Consider the following 16,025-nt stretch of genomic DNA (forward strand, 5'->3'; position numbering starts at 1 on the left):
GTCCGGAGCCCCGTTCTGTCGGGGCGGGCCATGTGTTACACATGTCTCTCCGGCAGCAGTACGGGACAGTGGGCTACGGACGCACGAACGGGGGAGGCGCCGACATGGCTACGGGGACCGGATCGACCGGCGGGGGCGGCAACGGCTACCGCGTCGAGGTCGAACAGCTGAGGGCCTTCGCGGCCCAGGTGCGGCTGCTGCTGGCCGAGTTCCAGCGCCATGCCGACGGCACCACGACCCACGGCCAGAGCGCCGTCGGCAAGAGCGCCTTCGGCACCTTCGCCGAGGCCGCCGAGCTGCACAACCGCTACCAGGCCATGCGGGACGGCCTGCGCGACGTGCTCAACCAGCTCCAGGAGGCTGTCGACGACGCCCAGAAGAGGGCCGAACTCACCGCCACCAACTACGAGGAGCAGGAGCAGCGCACATCGGGCAAGCTCAAGCTCGGCGACGACGGCTGGTCGGTCGCCACCCCGTCCGCCACCAGCACCGCCGCCTACACCCGGACCGTGGCCCCGGCCCGACACCACGGCGGGAAGTCCGAGCGGTGAGCACTGAACGTCCGGACCCCGGAGAGAACGGAGGCGGCCGCCGATGAACGCGATGGACTACACCAAGTTCAACGACTACAGCCACGCCGAACTCCGGAGGATGGCCCAGGCCCTCGACCCCGGTGGGGTGATGGCCGCCAGTGACCCCTGGCGCCGCGCCTCCGACACCCTCAAGGCGATCCGGGCCACCCTCACCCGCGCCAGCACCGAGACGGCCCTCACCTGGGAGGGCGCCACCAGTGACGCCTTCCACAGCCGCATGCTCCACCTCGCCAACACCATCAACAATGCGGCCTCCTACGCCAACGACGCCGCCAACACCCTCAAGTCCCTCTCCGAGGCCATCGCCAAGGCCAAGCGCGACATGCCCGAAGAGCCCAGCGGCTGGGACCAGTTCACCGACGGCGTCGGCGACACCGTCTCCGCCCTCTTCGGCGGCGACGACGAGGACACCAAGACGGCGATCGCGCAGCAGAAGAAGGTCGAAGCCGCAGCCGTCATGCAGACCCTCGCCATGCACTACCGCGTGGCCGCCCCTATCCTCAAGCCCCCACTACCCCCACCCCCACCGCCGAAGTACCGCGACGACGTCCGTGATGTTTCGCCGACCGATTCTTCTGACGGTGCGCCCGCGCTGAGCGCCGTGATGACGGGAATCGGCTATGCCGGTACAGGATCAGTGCAGTCTCCTTCCAGTAGCCCTGTGCCTCGGTTGCAGAAGGCTGGCGGGGCGGAACCGAAGGCGCCGACTGTGAAGGCAACGTCGCCAGCACCGACAGACTCCGGCATCAAGGGGGGCACGGCGCAGTCCGCTCCCAAGCCGCTGTCCGTCGTCCACCATGGGCCAGGCACGGGAGCCGATGGGGCGAGGGCCACGGCTCCCCTCACGTCGGGGACCAACGTCCTCTCCACCACACCTGGGAGCCCTGCCACCCCTGGAATTCTTGCAGGTCCCGGCGGGAGCGGTCCGGGTGTCCCCGGACCCACCGGCGGTGGTGGACCAGTTTTTGGCCCGCCGGGTGGAGTTCCCGGAATCCAGGGAAAAGCTGGGGCACAGGGCGACGGGTCCGGCCGGACCAATGCCCCCGGACGGGCTTCTGCTCAAGCTGGTACGACGTTCGGCGCGGGCGAGGTCTATGAGGGGGGATACCGCGCGGGCGGTCGAGCTGCCGCCGGGGAGCGCTCTGCTGCATCTCTGCCGGGGAGGTCTGGAACAGCTTTCGGTGACGCCGGCCGTTCTGGCGGCGGCTCCGGTGCGAAGCAGGCCTTCACCGAGGGTGGATCCGGCCTCGGGGCTAGGAACCGGGTGAGGTCGGAGTCGAGCACGAATGCCGCGAGCGGTATGGGAACGGGGATGCCGCTCACCGATCGCCAGCGGCGTAAGAAGGATGAGGAGAGGGGCGGTAAGCGCCCGGACTATCTCACCGAGGACGAGGAGACCTGGGCGTCGGACAAGCCCGTGAACCCGAACGTGGTGGAATGACCCTGTCCGGCACAGGACAGACCGATGAACGGCCGTCCCGCAGACCATTTATGGGGACGCTTCGCTGAGTGGGGTGAGCGGGCTTGACGAGCAGTCGAGTAGGGCGCGGGACAGCCGTGCTTGCTGCTGGAGCCTTGTTGTGGGGAACGGCAACGTATCCGGCAGGCGCCGACCAGATTCGAGATTCGCAGTGGCCTCTGAAGAAGTACCAGGCCGAGACGAGGATATGGCCGGTCAGTCAGGGTGAGGGCGTCATCGTCGCAGTTGTGGACGGTGGTGTCATGGGAGAGCACCAGGACCTCGCCGGGCAGGTGCTGCCCGGCGGTGACTTCTCAGGGGGTCGAACGGACGGCCGGGTCGACAGTGATGGTCACGGCACCGGGATGGCGAGCCTGATCGCAGGCACTGGACATGGTTCCCGGGCCGGGATCATGGGCCTCGCACCAAAGGCGAAGATCCTGCCCGTCAAGATCAGGGCCAACGGCGAATCCCCCGAGCTGCAGCAGTCCGACGTTTCGCTGGCCGTGAGATTTGCGGTGGATCACGGGGCCAGGGTCATCAATATGTCGATCGGAGGCTCTGGGCGACTCGATTCCGAGGCGCGGGCTGCGATCGCCTATGCGGTTTCCAAGGACGTTGTTCTCGTCGCATCCACCGGGAACAACGGAGACAAGGGCGCGGGGGTCGAGTACCCGGCCGCCTACCCCGGAGTGATCGCGGTGGCAGCAGTGAATGAACAGGGAGTGGTGTGGGAGAAGTCCACATCCGGACCTGAAACCACATTGTCAGCACCAGGTGTCGAGGTCTACCGTGCGACGGCCAAGTCGGCCAGTAGTTATGGGATCGGTGATGGCACCTCCGATGCAACAGCCTACGTTTCCGGCACGGCAGCACTCATTCGCTCGAAGTATCCCAATCTGTCAGCCGGGCAGGTCATCAATCGGATGATCAAGAGTGCTTCTTCCCCGGCGGATGGCTCGTCGGTGCCCAATGCACACTACGGTTATGGGATTGTTGATCCCGCCAAGGCTCTGGAGCCCAATCCCGCCGTGGATGGTGGGCCCAAGGAGAATCCGCTGCTCGGGCGGGGGGAGTCGCAGGGGGCGCCGGCGGCCGGGGATCCTACCGATGACGCGGTCGCGTTGCCGCCGGTTGATGTGCCGGTGGCCGGGGCCGAGGGGAATCCCGGGATCACGTACACGCTGATCGGGGCCGGAGTGCTCGGGGTGCTGGTGGTCGCCGGGGTGGCCGTGGGGCTGCTGGTGCGGTCGCGGCGGCGGGCTGCTGCCGCCGCCTATCCGCCGCCGCCCGCCCACCCGTACGCGGGGGCGCAGTCTCCGCCGCGACAGGTGCCGCCGTATCAGTGAGGCGTGACGTCCGCGGCGAGCCATTCGTCGCGCAGGGCGGCCATGTGGAGGACGTCGTGGAAGCGGCCGTCCCAACGGTGGGCCTGGCGGGCGCGGCCTTCGAGGGTGAAGCCGGCCTTCTCGTAGGCGCGGGCGGCGCGCGGGTTGTAGTCGTAGACCTCCAGCGAGACGCGGTGGAGGCGGACCTCCTCGAAGGCGTGGCGGAGGAGGAGACGGGTCGCGGCGGTGCCGATGCCGCGGCCCGTGCTCTCGGGGGTCAGGGCGATCCGGAAGCTCGCGGACGCGTTGTCGCGGTCGAGGCCGTTCAGGGCGAGTTCGCCGAGGAAGCGGCCGGTGGCGGGGTCCTCGATGGCGAGGTCGAGGCGGTCCGGCTGATCGGGCCGGGTGGTGCACCAGTCTTGGATCTCGTCGCGGGTGAAGGCCCGGCGGTTGCCGGTGAGCCGGTTGGTCTCCTCGTCGAGGACCGCCTCCCACACGGACTCGCTGTGGCGGGCGCTCAGCGGGACGAGCGTGACCAACGGGCTGTGCAGGGTGGGCTTCTCGACGAGCGCGGCGTCGTTGATCACGGTGGTGTCCCTCGGGCTTCCCGGTCGATGGCGGGCGGCGATGGCCTGCGCCGCGGATGATCCTCGGGGTTAGCATGGCCCGCGCCTCCGGCCCCCGACCACGGATTTTCGGGGCCACGCGAGACCCGCCGCCCTCCCCCCCCACTACCCGGCGACGGCGATCTGCTCCCGGTGGTGGGTCGGTGCGGTGAGCCGGTCGACCAGTGCTCCGGCGAGGTCGGCCCGGGCGATGCGGTCGCCGATCACCTGGGGGGCCACCCGCGCCGCCTAGAACACGGCATGGGGCCGTGGCCCGGCTGGCAGGATTTCGGTGCCGGCTGGCGCTGACGCCGCTGGTGGCAGGGCGACCGGCCCGGCCATCCTGGACGCATGACCACCCCTGAGCAGCAGCCCGACGCCACCGACGGCACCGCCCCCTCCGAGGGCATCGTCCCCGACACCAAGGACTGGACCTGGGTCCTGGAGCGGCCCTGCCCGGACTGCGGCCTGGACTCCGGCGCCGTGACGCGCACGGCCGTCCCCGGGCTGATCCGGGCCAACGCCGAGGCCTGGGTGACCGTACTGGCCGGGGACGGGGCGGAGCTGCGCCGCCGGCCCGCTCCGGACACCTGGTCGGACCTGGAGTACGCCTGCCACGTGCGCGACGTCTTCCGCCTGTTCCGGTTCCGGCTGGACCTCATGCTCGACCAGGACGGCCCGGACTTCCCGAACTGGGACCAGGACGCGACGGCCGTCACCGAGCGGTACGGGGAGCAGGTGCCGAAGACGGTCGCGGCCGATCTGGCCGAGGCCGCGCGGGTCCTCGCGGACGCGTTCGAGCGGGTCGAGGGCGAGCAGTGGCTGCGCACGGGCAACCGCAGCGACGGTGCGCGGTTCACGGTCGAGTCGTTCGCCGGCTACCTGGTCCACGACCCGGTCCACCACCTCTACGACGTGACGGGTGAGCGCGCCTGAACCACCGCACCCGCCCTCCACGTCCCGCCCGCCACGCGATCACCCGCTACGCGACCACCTCCCACTCCCTCGCCCGCCACCCGGCCGTCCCCGGGGTCACCAGCCGGAGGCCTCGCGCAACATGGTGCGGCGGAGCCGGCCGGCCACGCTGGCGGTGTCGGTGCCGATGACGTCGGCGATCTCCGGAGCGGCGAGGCCGACCACGTAGTGCAGGATGGCGAGGTCGTCGTCCGGCGGGCGGTCGGCCCGGTCCACGGTGCTCAGGTACGCACCCAGCCCCGGACCGGTCCCGCCGTCCGCGGTGCGGCCGTCGGTGGTCCCGCCGTCCGCGGCCGGCCCGCCGGCGGCGAGGTCGTCCGTGGTCCGGCGGTCAGTGCCGGCGGAGCCGGCGCCCACCGCCCCGCCGGTGCTGTGAGCGGCGACGGTTTCGCGCAGGATCTGCCAGGCGTGCGCCGTCGGATTCGAACTTCCCAGCAACTCTCGCCAGTGGACGGCTATTTCGGCGAAGGCCTGTTGGACCGCTGCGGCAGCCTCGGCCCGCTCGGGCAGCCAGACCCGGGCATAGCTGAGGTAGCGCGGCCGGTGCAGCTCGCAGAACGCCGCGAACTCCAGCGGTACGGCCGGCGTTTCGCCGAGCCCCGGGGGAGGCTCGGCACCGCTGTCGTGACGATTGGTCATCTCGGCTTCTCGGCAAGTGAGATGGGAATCTGACGGTCGATCATCTGTGCTCACTCTACGGTAGGCGCTCGGTGCGCTGGGTGACCAATCGGATTGAATGCCCAGAAGGTGCCATCGCGCGGCCGGTTCCGGTGGTGGCCGGGGGCGGGGCCGGCGGCCGACGGGTCGGCGCGGGGCGCACAGGGTGGAGCGAGGGGAGCGGGGCGGCCGGCGGCGGGGTGGCGAGGCCGGTGGCCGAGGTGACGTGCGGAGCTGCCGGGAGCCTTGGCGTGTGGGCGTCGTGGCCGGTTGGCAGGGAGTGACCGGCGGGGGTGGGTGAGGAGTGGGCGCAGGGTGTTGAGGGGCCACCGTAGGCGGTCCGCCGGGTCGCGTCCACACCTACGGCGTGAAGCCGCACCCGCGCTCCCGGTCGCGCGCGGGGCGGTGGAGGCGGGTGCGGAAGTGGGCGTGCGGGCGTGAGGGCGCGCTCCCATGGGTGGTGGCGCGCCGGGTGGGTGGCACGGTCGGGGAGGAGGTGTGGCGCGGGCCGGGCGCGGGGCCGTGGCGCGAGCCGATGGCAGGGGCGGCTGGGTGTCCGCGGTCGCTCGCCGGTCGGCCCCGTGGGCGGCGGACTGCCGTCCGGTGCTGCCGCCGCGGAAGGACCGCGGCGGGGTCGGTGACGGGGGCGGCGGGGGCGGCGAAGGGTGTGCGCCCGCGGAGTGACGTTCGATCAGTGTGGCTGTCGGGCCTCCGCGGGGGATGCCAGGCCGTCCGTCACGGCGCACCGTTCGCGCTGGGTGGGGAACGCCTCGACGGCCCGCCGTCGGGCCAGCTCGGCCCTGGCGGTGGCCGCTGCCGTCGCCGCCGCTGCCGCCGCCGCGGTGGCCGCCGCCTCTACCGCGTCCGCCGCCGGAACGGCGTGCTTCCCGACCTTGCGGGCGGTTTCGCCGGTGCTGCGCCGGCCGCGGCCGGCCGCCCGGGTGGCGTGTTCCTCGGCCGCCTCTCTGGCGGCCAGGTAGGCCTGCACGGCGGCCATCCCGTACACCGGCTGGATGAGCTGATGGCCTTTGAAGAAGGGTCTGGCGGGGGCGAATCCGGCGGCGACCACCAGATCGCGGATCTCGGCTATCTCCGCTTCGCTGCGGGCGGTGAAGCGGACCTCCCAGCCCTTTTTGTACGTATGGCCCTCTGCGCCGCTGCGGCGGGCCGGGTCCGGCCGGCGGACGTATCCGGGCAGGCGGCCGAGGCGGAGCTGGGCCGCGCGGAGGCCGGCGGTCTCGTCACGTGACATGAACTAAGGGTAGGCAATCCAGGGAGCGGGAGTGACGCGCGGAGGGTGTTTTCCGTATGCCCTTGGTCACTCACGGTCAGACGACCTGGTCGTGGGAACAGCGGATGATGGGGCGGGAGTAAAGATGACAACCATATAAGCGCTAATACTCCGAATGGGTGAGGGTATGAGGACTTTAGTGCGGAGTGGTCCCGGTTTCGCGACGGTTGGGTAACAGTGCGTCAGGTGGCCGATGGGCCGCCGGAGCTGTTGGGGATGGTGTCCGCATGAGCTACCGGATTCCCTCGCCGCCCCCGTCCCTGGAGGAGCTGGCGAAGCGTCAGCAGAACGTCGTCACCGCCAGCCAGCTGCGGGCCCGGGGTGTGCCGGCACGGATCATCACCGAGCACTGCCGCCGGGGCGGCCCCTGGCAGCGCCTGCTGCCCCGGGTCTACCTGCTGCAGTCCGGCGAGCCCGCGCCGGAGCAGCGGATGTGGGCCGCCCTGCTCTACGCGGCGCAGAACGGCCGGGAGGAGGGGCGTCGGGAGGGGGCGGTGATCACCGGAACCGCCGCGCTCGCGCTGTACGGCTTCGCTGCGGTGCCCCGGTTGCCCGCCGTCACCGGGGTGGACGTTCTGGTGCCCCGTCAGCGTCGGCTGAAGGATGCCGGCGAGGTCCGGATCCGGCGCACCGAAAGGGAGTTGGTGGCCCGCTCGGTGCACGGCCTGGCCTGTGCGCCGGTCGCCCGGGCGGTGGCCGACGCGCTGGCCGAGTGGACGGCCGACGGGGTCACGGAGGGGGCTGCGGAGGGGGCCGTGGAGGGGGCCGCCCCCGCGTTCGGCGCGGGCGTCGCGCTGCCGATCCGCGAGGTGTTGCGGGAGGCCGTGAGCCGCCCCGAGATCCGCTGCACGGTAAGGGAGTTGGCCGCCGAGCTGACCGAGTCCGGCCTGGTCGGCGACGCCCGGGTGCGGGCCGCGCTGGACGAGCTGCTGGCCTCCGAGCGGGAGGCGGTGCTGGAGCGGCTCGGCGCCCTGGTGGACGAGTGGCTGCTGCCCGCCCCGCTGGCCGGGCCCGAGCTGCGGATGCGCGGCGGTACCTACATCGCGGTACCGGACCTCTACTGGCCGCAGGAGGGCGTCGCAGTGGAGGTGGACTCGGACCTGCGGTGCGTCAGCGAGGGGGAGGCCGCCTGGGTGCGCGGCGGCCAGCACCGGATGGAGTACCTGGGGATCCGGGTGGTCTACCTCTCCGGCGCCCGGCTGGCCGCGGAGCCCGACGCCGTCGGCGCCGAGCTGCGGGAGGCCTTCCGGGAGGGCGGCACCGACGTGGTGGAGCTGCTGGTCACCGAGGGCTGACCTGCGCGGATGCGGGGACCGGGGTGTTCGCCCCGGTGGCCAGGTCGCCGTCCCCACCGGCCAGGCCGCCCGCCCAGCCCGCCCAGCCGTGCCCCGCCCGCCCGCTCGATCCACCCGACCTGCCGCGCCATCCGCCCCACCCGCCCCACCCGCCCCACCGAATCCGGCGGTCAGGTGAGACCAGGTGTCAGGTGGCCGAGCGGCCCCGGCCCCGGCGGGTCAGCCCTGCACCACCGGCGCACCGACCAGCTCGACCCCGGCCGCCCGCAGCTCCGCCAGCGCGGCCGCCGTGGTCTCCGGCGCCACCCCGGCCGTGAGGTCCAGCAGGACGCGGGTGGTGAAGCCGGCCCGGGCCGCGTCCAGGGCAGTGGCCTTGACGCAGTGGTCGGTGGCCAGCCCGACCACGTCCACCTCGGTGACCTGACGCTCGCGCAGCCACTCGATCGGACCGCGGTTGTTCTCGTCCACGCCCTCGAAGCCGCTGTACGCCGCCGAGTAGGCGCCCTTGTCGAAGACCGCCTCGATCGCGCCGGAGGTCACGGACGGGGCGAAGTTGGGGTGGAAGCCCACCCCTTCGGTGCCAGCCACGCAGTGCACGGGCCAGCTGGTGACGTAGTCCGGGTCGTCGGAGAAGTGGTCGCCCGGGTCGATGTGGTTGTCCCGGGTGGCGAGGACGTGGTGGTAGCCGGGGCTGGACTCGGCGATCAGGTCGGTGATCGCGGCGGCGACCTCGGCCCCGCCGGCGACGGCCAGGCTGCCGCCCTCGCAGAAGTCGTTCTGCACATCGACGACGATCAGTGCCCGGTGCATGGCTCGCATCCTCGGTAGTGGGGGACGGTTGCGCTTGTTCTGTGCGCTTCCGGTGGGAACTCTAAGGTCGACTGTAGGCAGTGGCACCCGGAGGCGGAAGGCCCGGGAGGGCCCGGCGGTGCACGGACCTCCGCTTGTCGCGCCCGCCCGTCCCGCCGCCCGCCCGTGGCCACCGCCGCCGGCTGTCAGAGGATCAGCTCGGTCGCCAGCACCGGGTCGCCCTTGGAGAGCTGGGTGGCCGACAGTGGCAGGGCCGCCCGTGCCCGGACGTGCCGCTCGCGCGCCGCGCTCAGCGGCTCACGGCCGACGACCTCGCCGGCCAGCACCAGCGGCACCTGCAGCAGGTGCGGCTCCAACTCGGCCGGGACCGGCCCGGTGCCGACCACCTCGGCCTCGGCCACCCCGTCCGCGTCGGGCCGGCGGGCCGCCCACTTGCGCCCGCCGACGCTGGTCTTGCCGCCGGCCGCCCGCTTGGCGACGGGCACCAGCGGACCGTCCGCGGTCCCGGCCCGCGCGACCAGCTTGTAGACCATCGCGCAGGTCGGGTGTCCGCTGCCGGTGACCAGGCTGGTGCCGACGCCGTAGCCGTCGACGGGGGCGGCCGCCAGCGCGGCGATCGCGTACTCGTCCAGGTCCGAGGTGACGATGATCTTCGTCTGGTGGGCGCCGAGCTCGTCCAGCTGGCGGCGGACCCGGTGGGCGAGCAGGGTGAGGTCGCCCGAGTCGATCCGGACCGCGCCCAGCTCGGGGCCGGCCACCTCGACGGCGGTGCGCACGGCCTCGCGCAGGTCGTAGGTGTCGACCAGCAGCGTGGTGCCCTTGCCCATCGAGGCGATCTGCGCCTGGAAGGCGTCCCGCTCGCTGTCGTGCACCAGGGTGAATGCGTGCGCCGCGGTGCCGGTGGTCGGGATGCCGTGGGTGAACCCGGCCTGCAGGTCCGAGGTGGCGGAGAAGCCCGCCACGTACGCGGCGCGGGCGGCCGAGACGGCGGCCTGCTCGTGCGCGCGCCGGGCCCCCATCTCGATCACCGGCCGCCCGCCGGCGGCGGACGTCATCCGGGAGGCGGCGGCCGCGATCGCCGAGTCGAAGTTGAGGATCGACAGGATCACCGTCTCCAGGATCACCGCCTCGGCGAACGTGCCCGAGACCGTGAGAAGCGGCGAGCCGGGGAAGTAGACCTCACCCTCCGGGTAGCCGTGGACGTCCCCGGTGAAGCGGTAGTCGGCCAGGTAGCGCAGCGTGTCGTCGTCGACCACGCCCTGGCCGGCCAGCCAGTCGAGCTGCGCCGCGGTGAATCGGAAGTTCTCGACGGCGTCCAGCACCCGGCCGGTGCCGGCCATCACGCCGTACCGGCGGCCGCTCGGGAGGCGGCGGGTGAACACCTCGAAGACGGAGCGGCGGTGCGCCGCTCCACTGCGCAGGGCGGCCTGCAGCATGGTGAGCTCGTAGCGGTCGGTGAGCAGCGCGGTCGAACCGGCCGCGGGCAGTGAAGTGGCGTCCATGAAGATGATGCTACTACCACTTAGCGTCAGAGTGACGATTTCTCTCCCCGGGCCCTCGCGAGCCCCGGGGGTGGAATCGCCCGGAGGTCCCCCGGATGGCAGCATGGGGGCTGAAGGGGTATGTGCGAGAAGAGCGGCTGAGAGGAACCCGGCGGTGAGTGTCGCGCCCGTGGAGATCGAGCGCCCGGAGGTCGAAGGCCTGCCGGTGGCGGAGCCGGACACGCCCTGGGTGACCATCGTGCACAACGACCCGGTCAACCTGATGAGCTACGTCCAGTACGTCTTCCAGGCCTACTTCGGCTACCCGAAGGACAAGGCCCGGAAGCTGATGATGGAGGTGCACAACAAGGGCCGGGCGGTGGTCTCCAGTGGCTCGCGTGAGGAGATGGAGCGGGACGTGCAGGCGATGCACGGCTACGGGCTCTGGGCGACGCTGCAGCACGACTGACGCGCCCGGCGCGCCCGGTCGTGCCGGGCGGCTCCCGTGCGCCCCGCACACCACCACCGAAGACGACCGAGACGACGAAGACGGGCTGACCGATACAGATGGCTGGGTTGTTCGAGAGTGCCGGCGGCGGCAGCGCGGTGATCGCGCTGGACGAGTGGGAGGCCTCGATCCTCCGCTCCCTGGAAGTGCAGCTGCTGGAGCGGATCGGCCCGGGCCCGGGCGGAGGGGGCGGTGACCCGCTCGCCGCGCTGTTCGCCGAGGGGCCGACCGAGGCGCCCGCCGATCCGGCACTGGCCCGCCTCTTCCCCGACGCGTACGGGGATCCGGGGGAGCGGCCGGACGCCGAGAGCAAGGCGGCCTCCAGCGAGTTCCGCCGCTACACCGAGCTCGACCTGCGCGCCCGCAAGCGCGAGGACGCGCTCCAGGTGGTCCGGGCGCTGGACGGGCTCGGCGGCGAGGGCGGGGTGCTCAAGCTGCCCGCGGCCGACTGCCTGCGCTGGCTCGGCGCGCTGAACGACCTGCGACTGACCCTGGGTGTACTGCTGGACGTCACCGAGGAGGACGAGCAGGGCCTCTACAACCTGCCGGACTCCGACGAGCGCAAGCCGCTGGTGATGGCCTACCTGTGGCTGGGCGCCCTGCAGGAGTCGCTCCTGGAGGCGGTCGCGGACTGATCCCGAGGCCCGATCCTGCCCGGTCTCCCGGGCGCCCCGACCCCCCGTCCGCATGCTGGACGGGGGGTCGGGTCATATCCGTCCGAATCGGGCGAAACCATGCGACTCCATGCTCAAATATCGCTCAGATGGTCACCGGTATCCGGACCCTGCGTGGTACGACTGCTCCACTCCACGAGAACCACCAGGACGGTGCACCATGGCCGAGCAGCTGTACGACCAAGAGGTCCATACCGGGCCCGCCGCGCAGGACGAGGAGGGCTACCAGCGGGGGCTGGGCAGCCGCCAGATCCAGATGATCGCCATCGGCGGCGCCATCGGAACGGGCCTCTTCCTCGGCGCCGGCACCGCGATCTCCAAGTCCGGTCCGAGCCTGATCCTGTCGTACGCCGTGGCCGGCGTGGTGATCTTCGCGATCATGCGGGCGCTCGGCGAGCTGCTCACCTACCGACCGGTCTCCGGCAGCTTCGCCGAGTACGCGCGGGAGTTCCTCGGCCCGTTCGCCGGCTACGTGACCGGCTGGACGTACTGGCTGTTCTGGGTCGTCACCGGCATGGCGGAGACCACCGCGGCCGCCGTCTACGTGAAGTTCTGGGCGCCGGGCATCCCGCAGTGGGTCAGCGCGCTCACCTTCCTGGTGGTCCTCTACGCGGCCAACCTGATCTCGGTGAAGCTGTTCGGCGAGATCGAGTTCTGGTTCTCCATGGTCAAGGTCACCGCCATCATCGGCATGATCCTGATCGGCATCGGCGTGCTCACCCTCGGCTTCAGCGACGCCGGTGACACTGCCTCGGTCACCCACCTCTGGGCGGACGGCGGCTTCTTCCCCAAGGGCATCGGCGCCACCGTGATGACCCTTCAGATCGTCATGTTCGCCTACCTGGGCGTCGAACTCGTCGGCGTCACCGCGGGCGAGAGCGAGGACCCGCAGAAGACCCTGCCGCGCGCCATCAACACCCTGCCCTGGCGCATCGCGCTGTTCTACATCGGCGCCCTGGTGGTCATCCTCTCGCTGGTCCCGTGGACCGAGTTCCAGCCCGGCGTCAGCCCGTTCGTCGCCGCCTTCGGCAAGATCGGCATCCCCGCCGCGGCCGGCATCATCAACTTCGTGGTGCTCACCGCCGCGCTCTCCTCCTGCAACTCCGGCATGTACTCCACCGGCCGGATGCTGCGCGACCTCGCGCTGCGCGGCCAGGCCCCCAAGGGGCTGACGACGCTCAACTCCCGCCGCACGCCCGCCGCCGCGATCACCCTCTCCTGTGCGCTGATGGGTCTCGGCGTGCTGCTCAACGCCTTCGTCCCGGCGCGGGCGTTCGAGTACATCACCTCGGTCGCCACCGTCTGCGGCCTCTGGACCTGGGCGATGATCCTGATCAGCCAGATCCGCTACCGCCGGGCCTGGACGAGCGGCCGGCTGCCGGCACCCACCTTCAAGGCGCCCGGCGGCGTCTGGGGCAGCTGGGCCGCGCTCGCCTTCCTCGCCATGGTGGTCGTGCTGATCGCGCTGGACGAGGACAACCGGATCTCGCTCTACGTCTTCCCCTGCTGGGCCGTGGTCCTGGTGATCGGCTACCAGGTGCTCAAGCGCCGCCGCCCGGAGGCCGTCGACGCCGTCGCCCACGGCCAGCTGCACGCCGGGAGCGGCAGCTGACCGACAGGTGGACCACGCCGTGGACACCCGGCGGGCGGCCGCCGCGGCGTGGCTATCCTGACCGCATGCTGACCATCACACGAGAACTGCGCGACGCCATCGTCGCCCACGCCCGCGCCGACCATCCGGACGAGGCCTGCGGTGTGGTCGCCGGGCCGGCCGGCACCGGTCGGCCCGAGCGGTTCGTCCCGATGCTCAACGCCGCCCGCTCGCCCACCTTCTACGAGTTCGACTCGGGCGACCTGCTCAAGCTCTACCGAGAGATGGACGAGCGGGACGAGGAGCCCGTGATCGTCTACCACTCGCACACCGCGACCGAGGCCTACCCCTCGCGCACCGACGTGAGCTACGCCTCCGAGCCGTTCGCCCACTACGTCCTGGTCTCCACCGCCGAGGGCAACGGCCCCGACGACCCTTACCAGTTCCGCTCGTTCCGCATCGTGGACGGCGAGATCACAGAGGAAGACGTCCAGGTCGTCGAGGTCTGAGCGGCCTGGCCGGCACCCCACCTGGACGCGGCCCGTCGACCCTCCCGAGCGGTCGGCGGGCCGTTTCGTCTCACCAGGGGAAACGGAAACATCCGGATCCCGAGACGGGCATGTCCCCGCGGGGCCGGGAATCTATACGATGAGCCCATGCGTTCCGTCGATGTGAGCAACCAGGCCCCGGGCACCCGCCTCGTGGCGCGCCTGCACATCGACCTGTGCCGGCACGCCGGCGCGATCTGTCCCCGCACGCCGGCGCGCGCTCGCTGAGCAGCCCGCCCAGGCCCGCCGCAGGCCTTGCGCCGCGGGCCCTCCCCGCCCTGCCGCGACCGCTGCGGCCCCTCCCACCTCACGACTCGCACAGGAGCGCACCCATGGCCATCGAGGTCCGCATCCCGACCATCCTCCGCACCTACACCGACGGCGCCAAGGCCGTCGAGGGCACCGGCAACAACCTCGGGGAACTCTTCCAGGACCTCGACGCCCGCCACCCGGGCATCGCCGCCCGTCTGCTGGAGGGCGGCGAGCTGCGCCGCTTCGTCAACGTCTACCTGAACGACGAGGACGTCCGCTTCCTGGAGGGCATCTCCACCGCCGTCGCCGACGGCGACAGCGTCACCATCCTGCCCGCCGTGGCCGGCGGCGCCCGCTGACCGCCCGCGCCCCCGCCCGCCGGCCGCGCGGGTGGGGGCGCAGCCGCCCCCACCCTCACCGCCGTTGCCGGAGGCCCCCCTTGCGTTACGACAGCCCGCTCGAAGCCGTCGGCAACACCCCGCTGGTCCGCCTGCCACGCATCTCCGCCGCCGTCCCCGGCAACACCGAGGGTCTGGTCACCCTCTGGGCCAAGCTGGAGGACCGCAACCCCACCGGGTCCATCAAGGACCGCCCGGCGCTGCACATGATCGAGCGCGCCGAGGCCGCCGGGCTGCTCACCCCCGGCTGCACCATCCTGGAGCCCACCAGCGGCAACACCGGCATCTCGCTCGCCATGGCCGCCAAGCTCAAGGGCTACCGGATGGTCTGCGTGATGCCGGAGAACACCAGCGAGGAGCGCCGCGAACTGCTGCGGATGTGGGGCGCCGAGATCATCCCCTCCCCGGCGGCCGGCGGCTCCAACACCGCGGTGCGGATGGCCAAGGAGATCGCCGCCGAGCACCCCGACTGGGTGATGCTCTACCAGTACGGCAACCCGGACAACGCCGGCGCCCACTACGCCACCACCGGGCCGGAGATCCTCGCCGACCTGCCGACCGTCACCCACTTCGTGGCCGGCCTCGGTACCACCGGCACCCTCATGGGCACCGGCCGCTTCCTGCGCGAGAAGGCCCCCGGGGTGCAGATCGTCGCCGCCGAGCCGCGCTACGACGACCTGGTCTACGGTCTGCGCAACCTGGACGAGGGCTTCGTCCCCGAGCTGTACGACGCCGAGGTGCTCACCACCCGCTTCTCGGTCGGCTCCGCCGACGCCGTCCGCCGCACCCGCGAACTCCTCCAGCAGGAGGGCATCTTCGCCGGCGTCTCGACCGGCGCGATCCTGCACGCCGCGATCGGCGCCGGCCGCAAGGCCGCGGCGGCCGGGCAGCGGGCGGACATCGTCTTCGTCGTCGCGGACGGCGGCTGGAAGTACCTCTCCACCGGCATCTACACCGCCGAGTCGACCGAGGCCGCGGTCGAGGCCCTGCAGGGCCAGCTCTGGGCCTGACGCCTCAGGGCGCGAGCCGCACCCGGGGCGCGAGCCCGAGCCCCGGGGGCCTCAGGACCGCAGGGCCCGCTGTGCGCGGGCCCAGACCTGCCGGTCCACCTCGCCGGCCCGGCGGCGGAAGGCGCCGAGCGGCACCTCGCGCAGCTCGTCCGTCTCCAGCCAGCTGGTCCGGCCCTGGCGGTCGCCCACCGAGCTGGGCGGAAGCGGCAGCACCCCCGGGCGCTCGGCGTGGTGCTTGCTGGTGATCTTCGCGACGGTGGCGGTCCGCCCGTTCACCCGCAGCACCAGGCAGGGGCGGTCCTTCGCCCCGGGGCCGTCCTCGAACGGCACCTCCGCCCACCAGATCTCCTGCGGCGCCGGGCCCGGGCGGCCCTTCGCCGGACGCGGCCGCGGCGGCGCCGTCGGCACGGGAGCCCGGCGCTCCTGCCGACGGGCCCGGAGCCGGGCCCCCACCAGGGCGGCCCCCGCCGCAGCGACCGCCCAGAGCGCGAGCCACCAGTAGTTGGTCATGCGGCGAACCGTACCGGGCCCCGACCCGCCGCCACCACCG

At 72.2% G+C, this 16,025-nt stretch carries 18 protein-coding genes; 12 read left to right on the plus strand and 6 right to left on the minus strand.

Features of this window, described 5'->3' with window-relative positions; genetic code table 11:
• Nucleotides 1–104: 104 nt before the first annotated feature.
• The 3 genes from ACF9IK_RS23020 (at nt 105) to mycP (ending at nt 3,401) form a co-directional block, all read left to right on the plus strand.
• A complete protein-coding gene (locus ACF9IK_RS23020; RefSeq protein WP_395296012.1) occupies nt 105–551 on the plus strand; it encodes a hypothetical protein in 447 nt (148 codons plus the stop codon).
• 43 nt (nt 552–594) lie between these two features.
• Nucleotides 595–2,034 carry a WXG100 family type VII secretion target gene (locus ACF9IK_RS23025; protein ID WP_395296013.1) on the plus strand — a complete coding sequence of 480 codons (1,440 nt, stop codon included), beginning with the start codon at nt 595–597 and terminating at the stop codon, nt 2,032–2,034.
• A gap of 116 nt (nt 2,035–2,150) precedes the next feature.
• On the plus strand, nt 2,151–3,401 hold the full coding sequence (mycP, locus tag ACF9IK_RS23030) for a type VII secretion-associated serine protease mycosin (RefSeq protein ID WP_395296014.1): 1,251 nt from the start codon (nt 2,151–2,153) through the stop codon (nt 3,399–3,401).
• Here mycP and ACF9IK_RS23035 read toward each other — a convergent pair.
• Nucleotides 3,395–3,967: a GNAT family N-acetyltransferase gene (locus ACF9IK_RS23035; protein WP_395296015.1), complete on the minus strand. Its 573-nt coding sequence runs from the start codon at nt 3,965–3,967 to the stop codon at nt 3,395–3,397. The genes mycP and ACF9IK_RS23035 overlap by 7 nt on opposite strands.
• Before the next feature lie 369 nt (nt 3,968–4,336).
• On the opposite strand from ACF9IK_RS23035, the gene ACF9IK_RS23040 reads away from it, so the two are divergent.
• Nucleotides 4,337–4,921, plus strand: a complete 585-nt coding sequence (locus ACF9IK_RS23040) for a DinB family protein (RefSeq protein WP_395296016.1) — start codon at nt 4,337–4,339, stop codon at nt 4,919–4,921.
• 96 nt (nt 4,922–5,017) lie between these two features.
• Here the strand turns inward: ACF9IK_RS23040 and ACF9IK_RS23045 are convergent, their stop codons facing one another.
• The gene (locus ACF9IK_RS23045) at nt 5,018–5,599 is read right to left on the minus strand and encodes a hypothetical protein (protein WP_395296017.1); all 582 of its coding nucleotides are present in this window, start codon (nt 5,597–5,599) and stop codon (nt 5,018–5,020) included.
• Nucleotides 5,600–6,308: 709 nt separating this feature from the next.
• Nucleotides 6,309–6,869 (minus strand): hypothetical protein, encoded by a 561-nt coding sequence (locus tag ACF9IK_RS23050; protein WP_395296018.1) that lies wholly within the window; start codon nt 6,867–6,869, stop codon nt 6,309–6,311.
• 266 nt (nt 6,870–7,135) lie between these two features.
• Here ACF9IK_RS23050 and ACF9IK_RS23055 point away from each other — a divergent pair, with 266 nt between their 5' ends.
• Nucleotides 7,136–8,203 (plus strand): hypothetical protein, encoded by a 1,068-nt coding sequence (locus tag ACF9IK_RS23055; protein WP_395296019.1) that lies wholly within the window; start codon nt 7,136–7,138, stop codon nt 8,201–8,203.
• Nucleotides 8,204–8,422: 219 nt separating this feature from the next.
• Here the strand turns inward: ACF9IK_RS23055 and ACF9IK_RS23060 are convergent, their stop codons facing one another.
• Together ACF9IK_RS23060 and ACF9IK_RS23065 are read right to left on the minus strand one after the other, a co-directional pair.
• A complete protein-coding gene (locus ACF9IK_RS23060; protein WP_395296020.1) occupies nt 8,423–9,013 on the minus strand; it encodes an isochorismatase family protein in 591 nt (196 codons plus the stop codon).
• Nucleotides 9,014–9,198: 185 nt separating this feature from the next.
• Nucleotides 9,199–10,515 carry a nicotinate phosphoribosyltransferase gene (locus ACF9IK_RS23065; protein ID WP_395296021.1) on the minus strand — a complete coding sequence of 439 codons (1,317 nt, stop codon included), beginning with the start codon at nt 10,513–10,515 and terminating at the stop codon, nt 9,199–9,201.
• 154 nt (nt 10,516–10,669) lie between these two features.
• On the opposite strand from ACF9IK_RS23065, the gene clpS reads away from it, so the two are divergent.
• From clpS to ACF9IK_RS23100, 7 genes are all read left to right on the plus strand, one after another.
• Nucleotides 10,670–10,963, plus strand: coding sequence for an ATP-dependent Clp protease adapter ClpS (gene clpS / locus ACF9IK_RS23070; protein ID WP_395296022.1), 294 nt, complete (start codon nt 10,670–10,672; stop codon nt 10,961–10,963).
• Nucleotides 10,964–11,061: 98 nt separating this feature from the next.
• Nucleotides 11,062–11,637, plus strand: coding sequence for a DUF2017 domain-containing protein (locus ACF9IK_RS23075; RefSeq protein WP_395296023.1), 576 nt, complete (start codon nt 11,062–11,064; stop codon nt 11,635–11,637).
• Nucleotides 11,638–11,836: 199 nt separating this feature from the next.
• Nucleotides 11,837–13,288 carry an amino acid permease gene (locus tag ACF9IK_RS23080; protein WP_395296024.1) on the plus strand — a complete coding sequence of 484 codons (1,452 nt, stop codon included), beginning with the start codon at nt 11,837–11,839 and terminating at the stop codon, nt 13,286–13,288.
• Nucleotides 13,289–13,353: 65 nt separating this feature from the next.
• Nucleotides 13,354–13,776: a Mov34/MPN/PAD-1 family protein gene (locus tag ACF9IK_RS23085; protein ID WP_395296025.1), complete on the plus strand. Its 423-nt coding sequence runs from the start codon at nt 13,354–13,356 to the stop codon at nt 13,774–13,776.
• A gap of 147 nt (nt 13,777–13,923) precedes the next feature.
• Complete coding sequence (locus ACF9IK_RS23090; protein ID WP_313763949.1) at nt 13,924–14,043, plus strand: putative leader peptide; 120 nt, start codon at nt 13,924–13,926, stop codon at nt 14,041–14,043.
• A 104-nt stretch (nt 14,044–14,147) separates the two neighbouring features.
• Complete coding sequence (locus tag ACF9IK_RS23095; RefSeq protein ID WP_395296026.1) at nt 14,148–14,426, plus strand: MoaD/ThiS family protein; 279 nt, start codon at nt 14,148–14,150, stop codon at nt 14,424–14,426.
• 80 nt (nt 14,427–14,506) lie between these two features.
• Nucleotides 14,507–15,475: a PLP-dependent cysteine synthase family protein gene (locus ACF9IK_RS23100; protein ID WP_395296027.1), complete on the plus strand. Its 969-nt coding sequence runs from the start codon at nt 14,507–14,509 to the stop codon at nt 15,473–15,475.
• Nucleotides 15,476–15,526: 51 nt separating this feature from the next.
• Here the strand turns inward: ACF9IK_RS23100 and ACF9IK_RS23105 are convergent, their stop codons facing one another.
• Nucleotides 15,527–15,985: a type II toxin-antitoxin system PemK/MazF family toxin gene (locus ACF9IK_RS23105; protein WP_395296028.1), complete on the minus strand. Its 459-nt coding sequence runs from the start codon at nt 15,983–15,985 to the stop codon at nt 15,527–15,529.
• Between the last annotated feature and the right edge of the window lie 40 nt (nt 15,986–16,025).

This window comes from Kitasatospora hibisci (assembly GCF_043950205.1).
Taxonomy (GTDB): domain Bacteria; phylum Actinomycetota; class Actinomycetes; order Streptomycetales; family Streptomycetaceae; genus Kitasatospora; species Kitasatospora hibisci.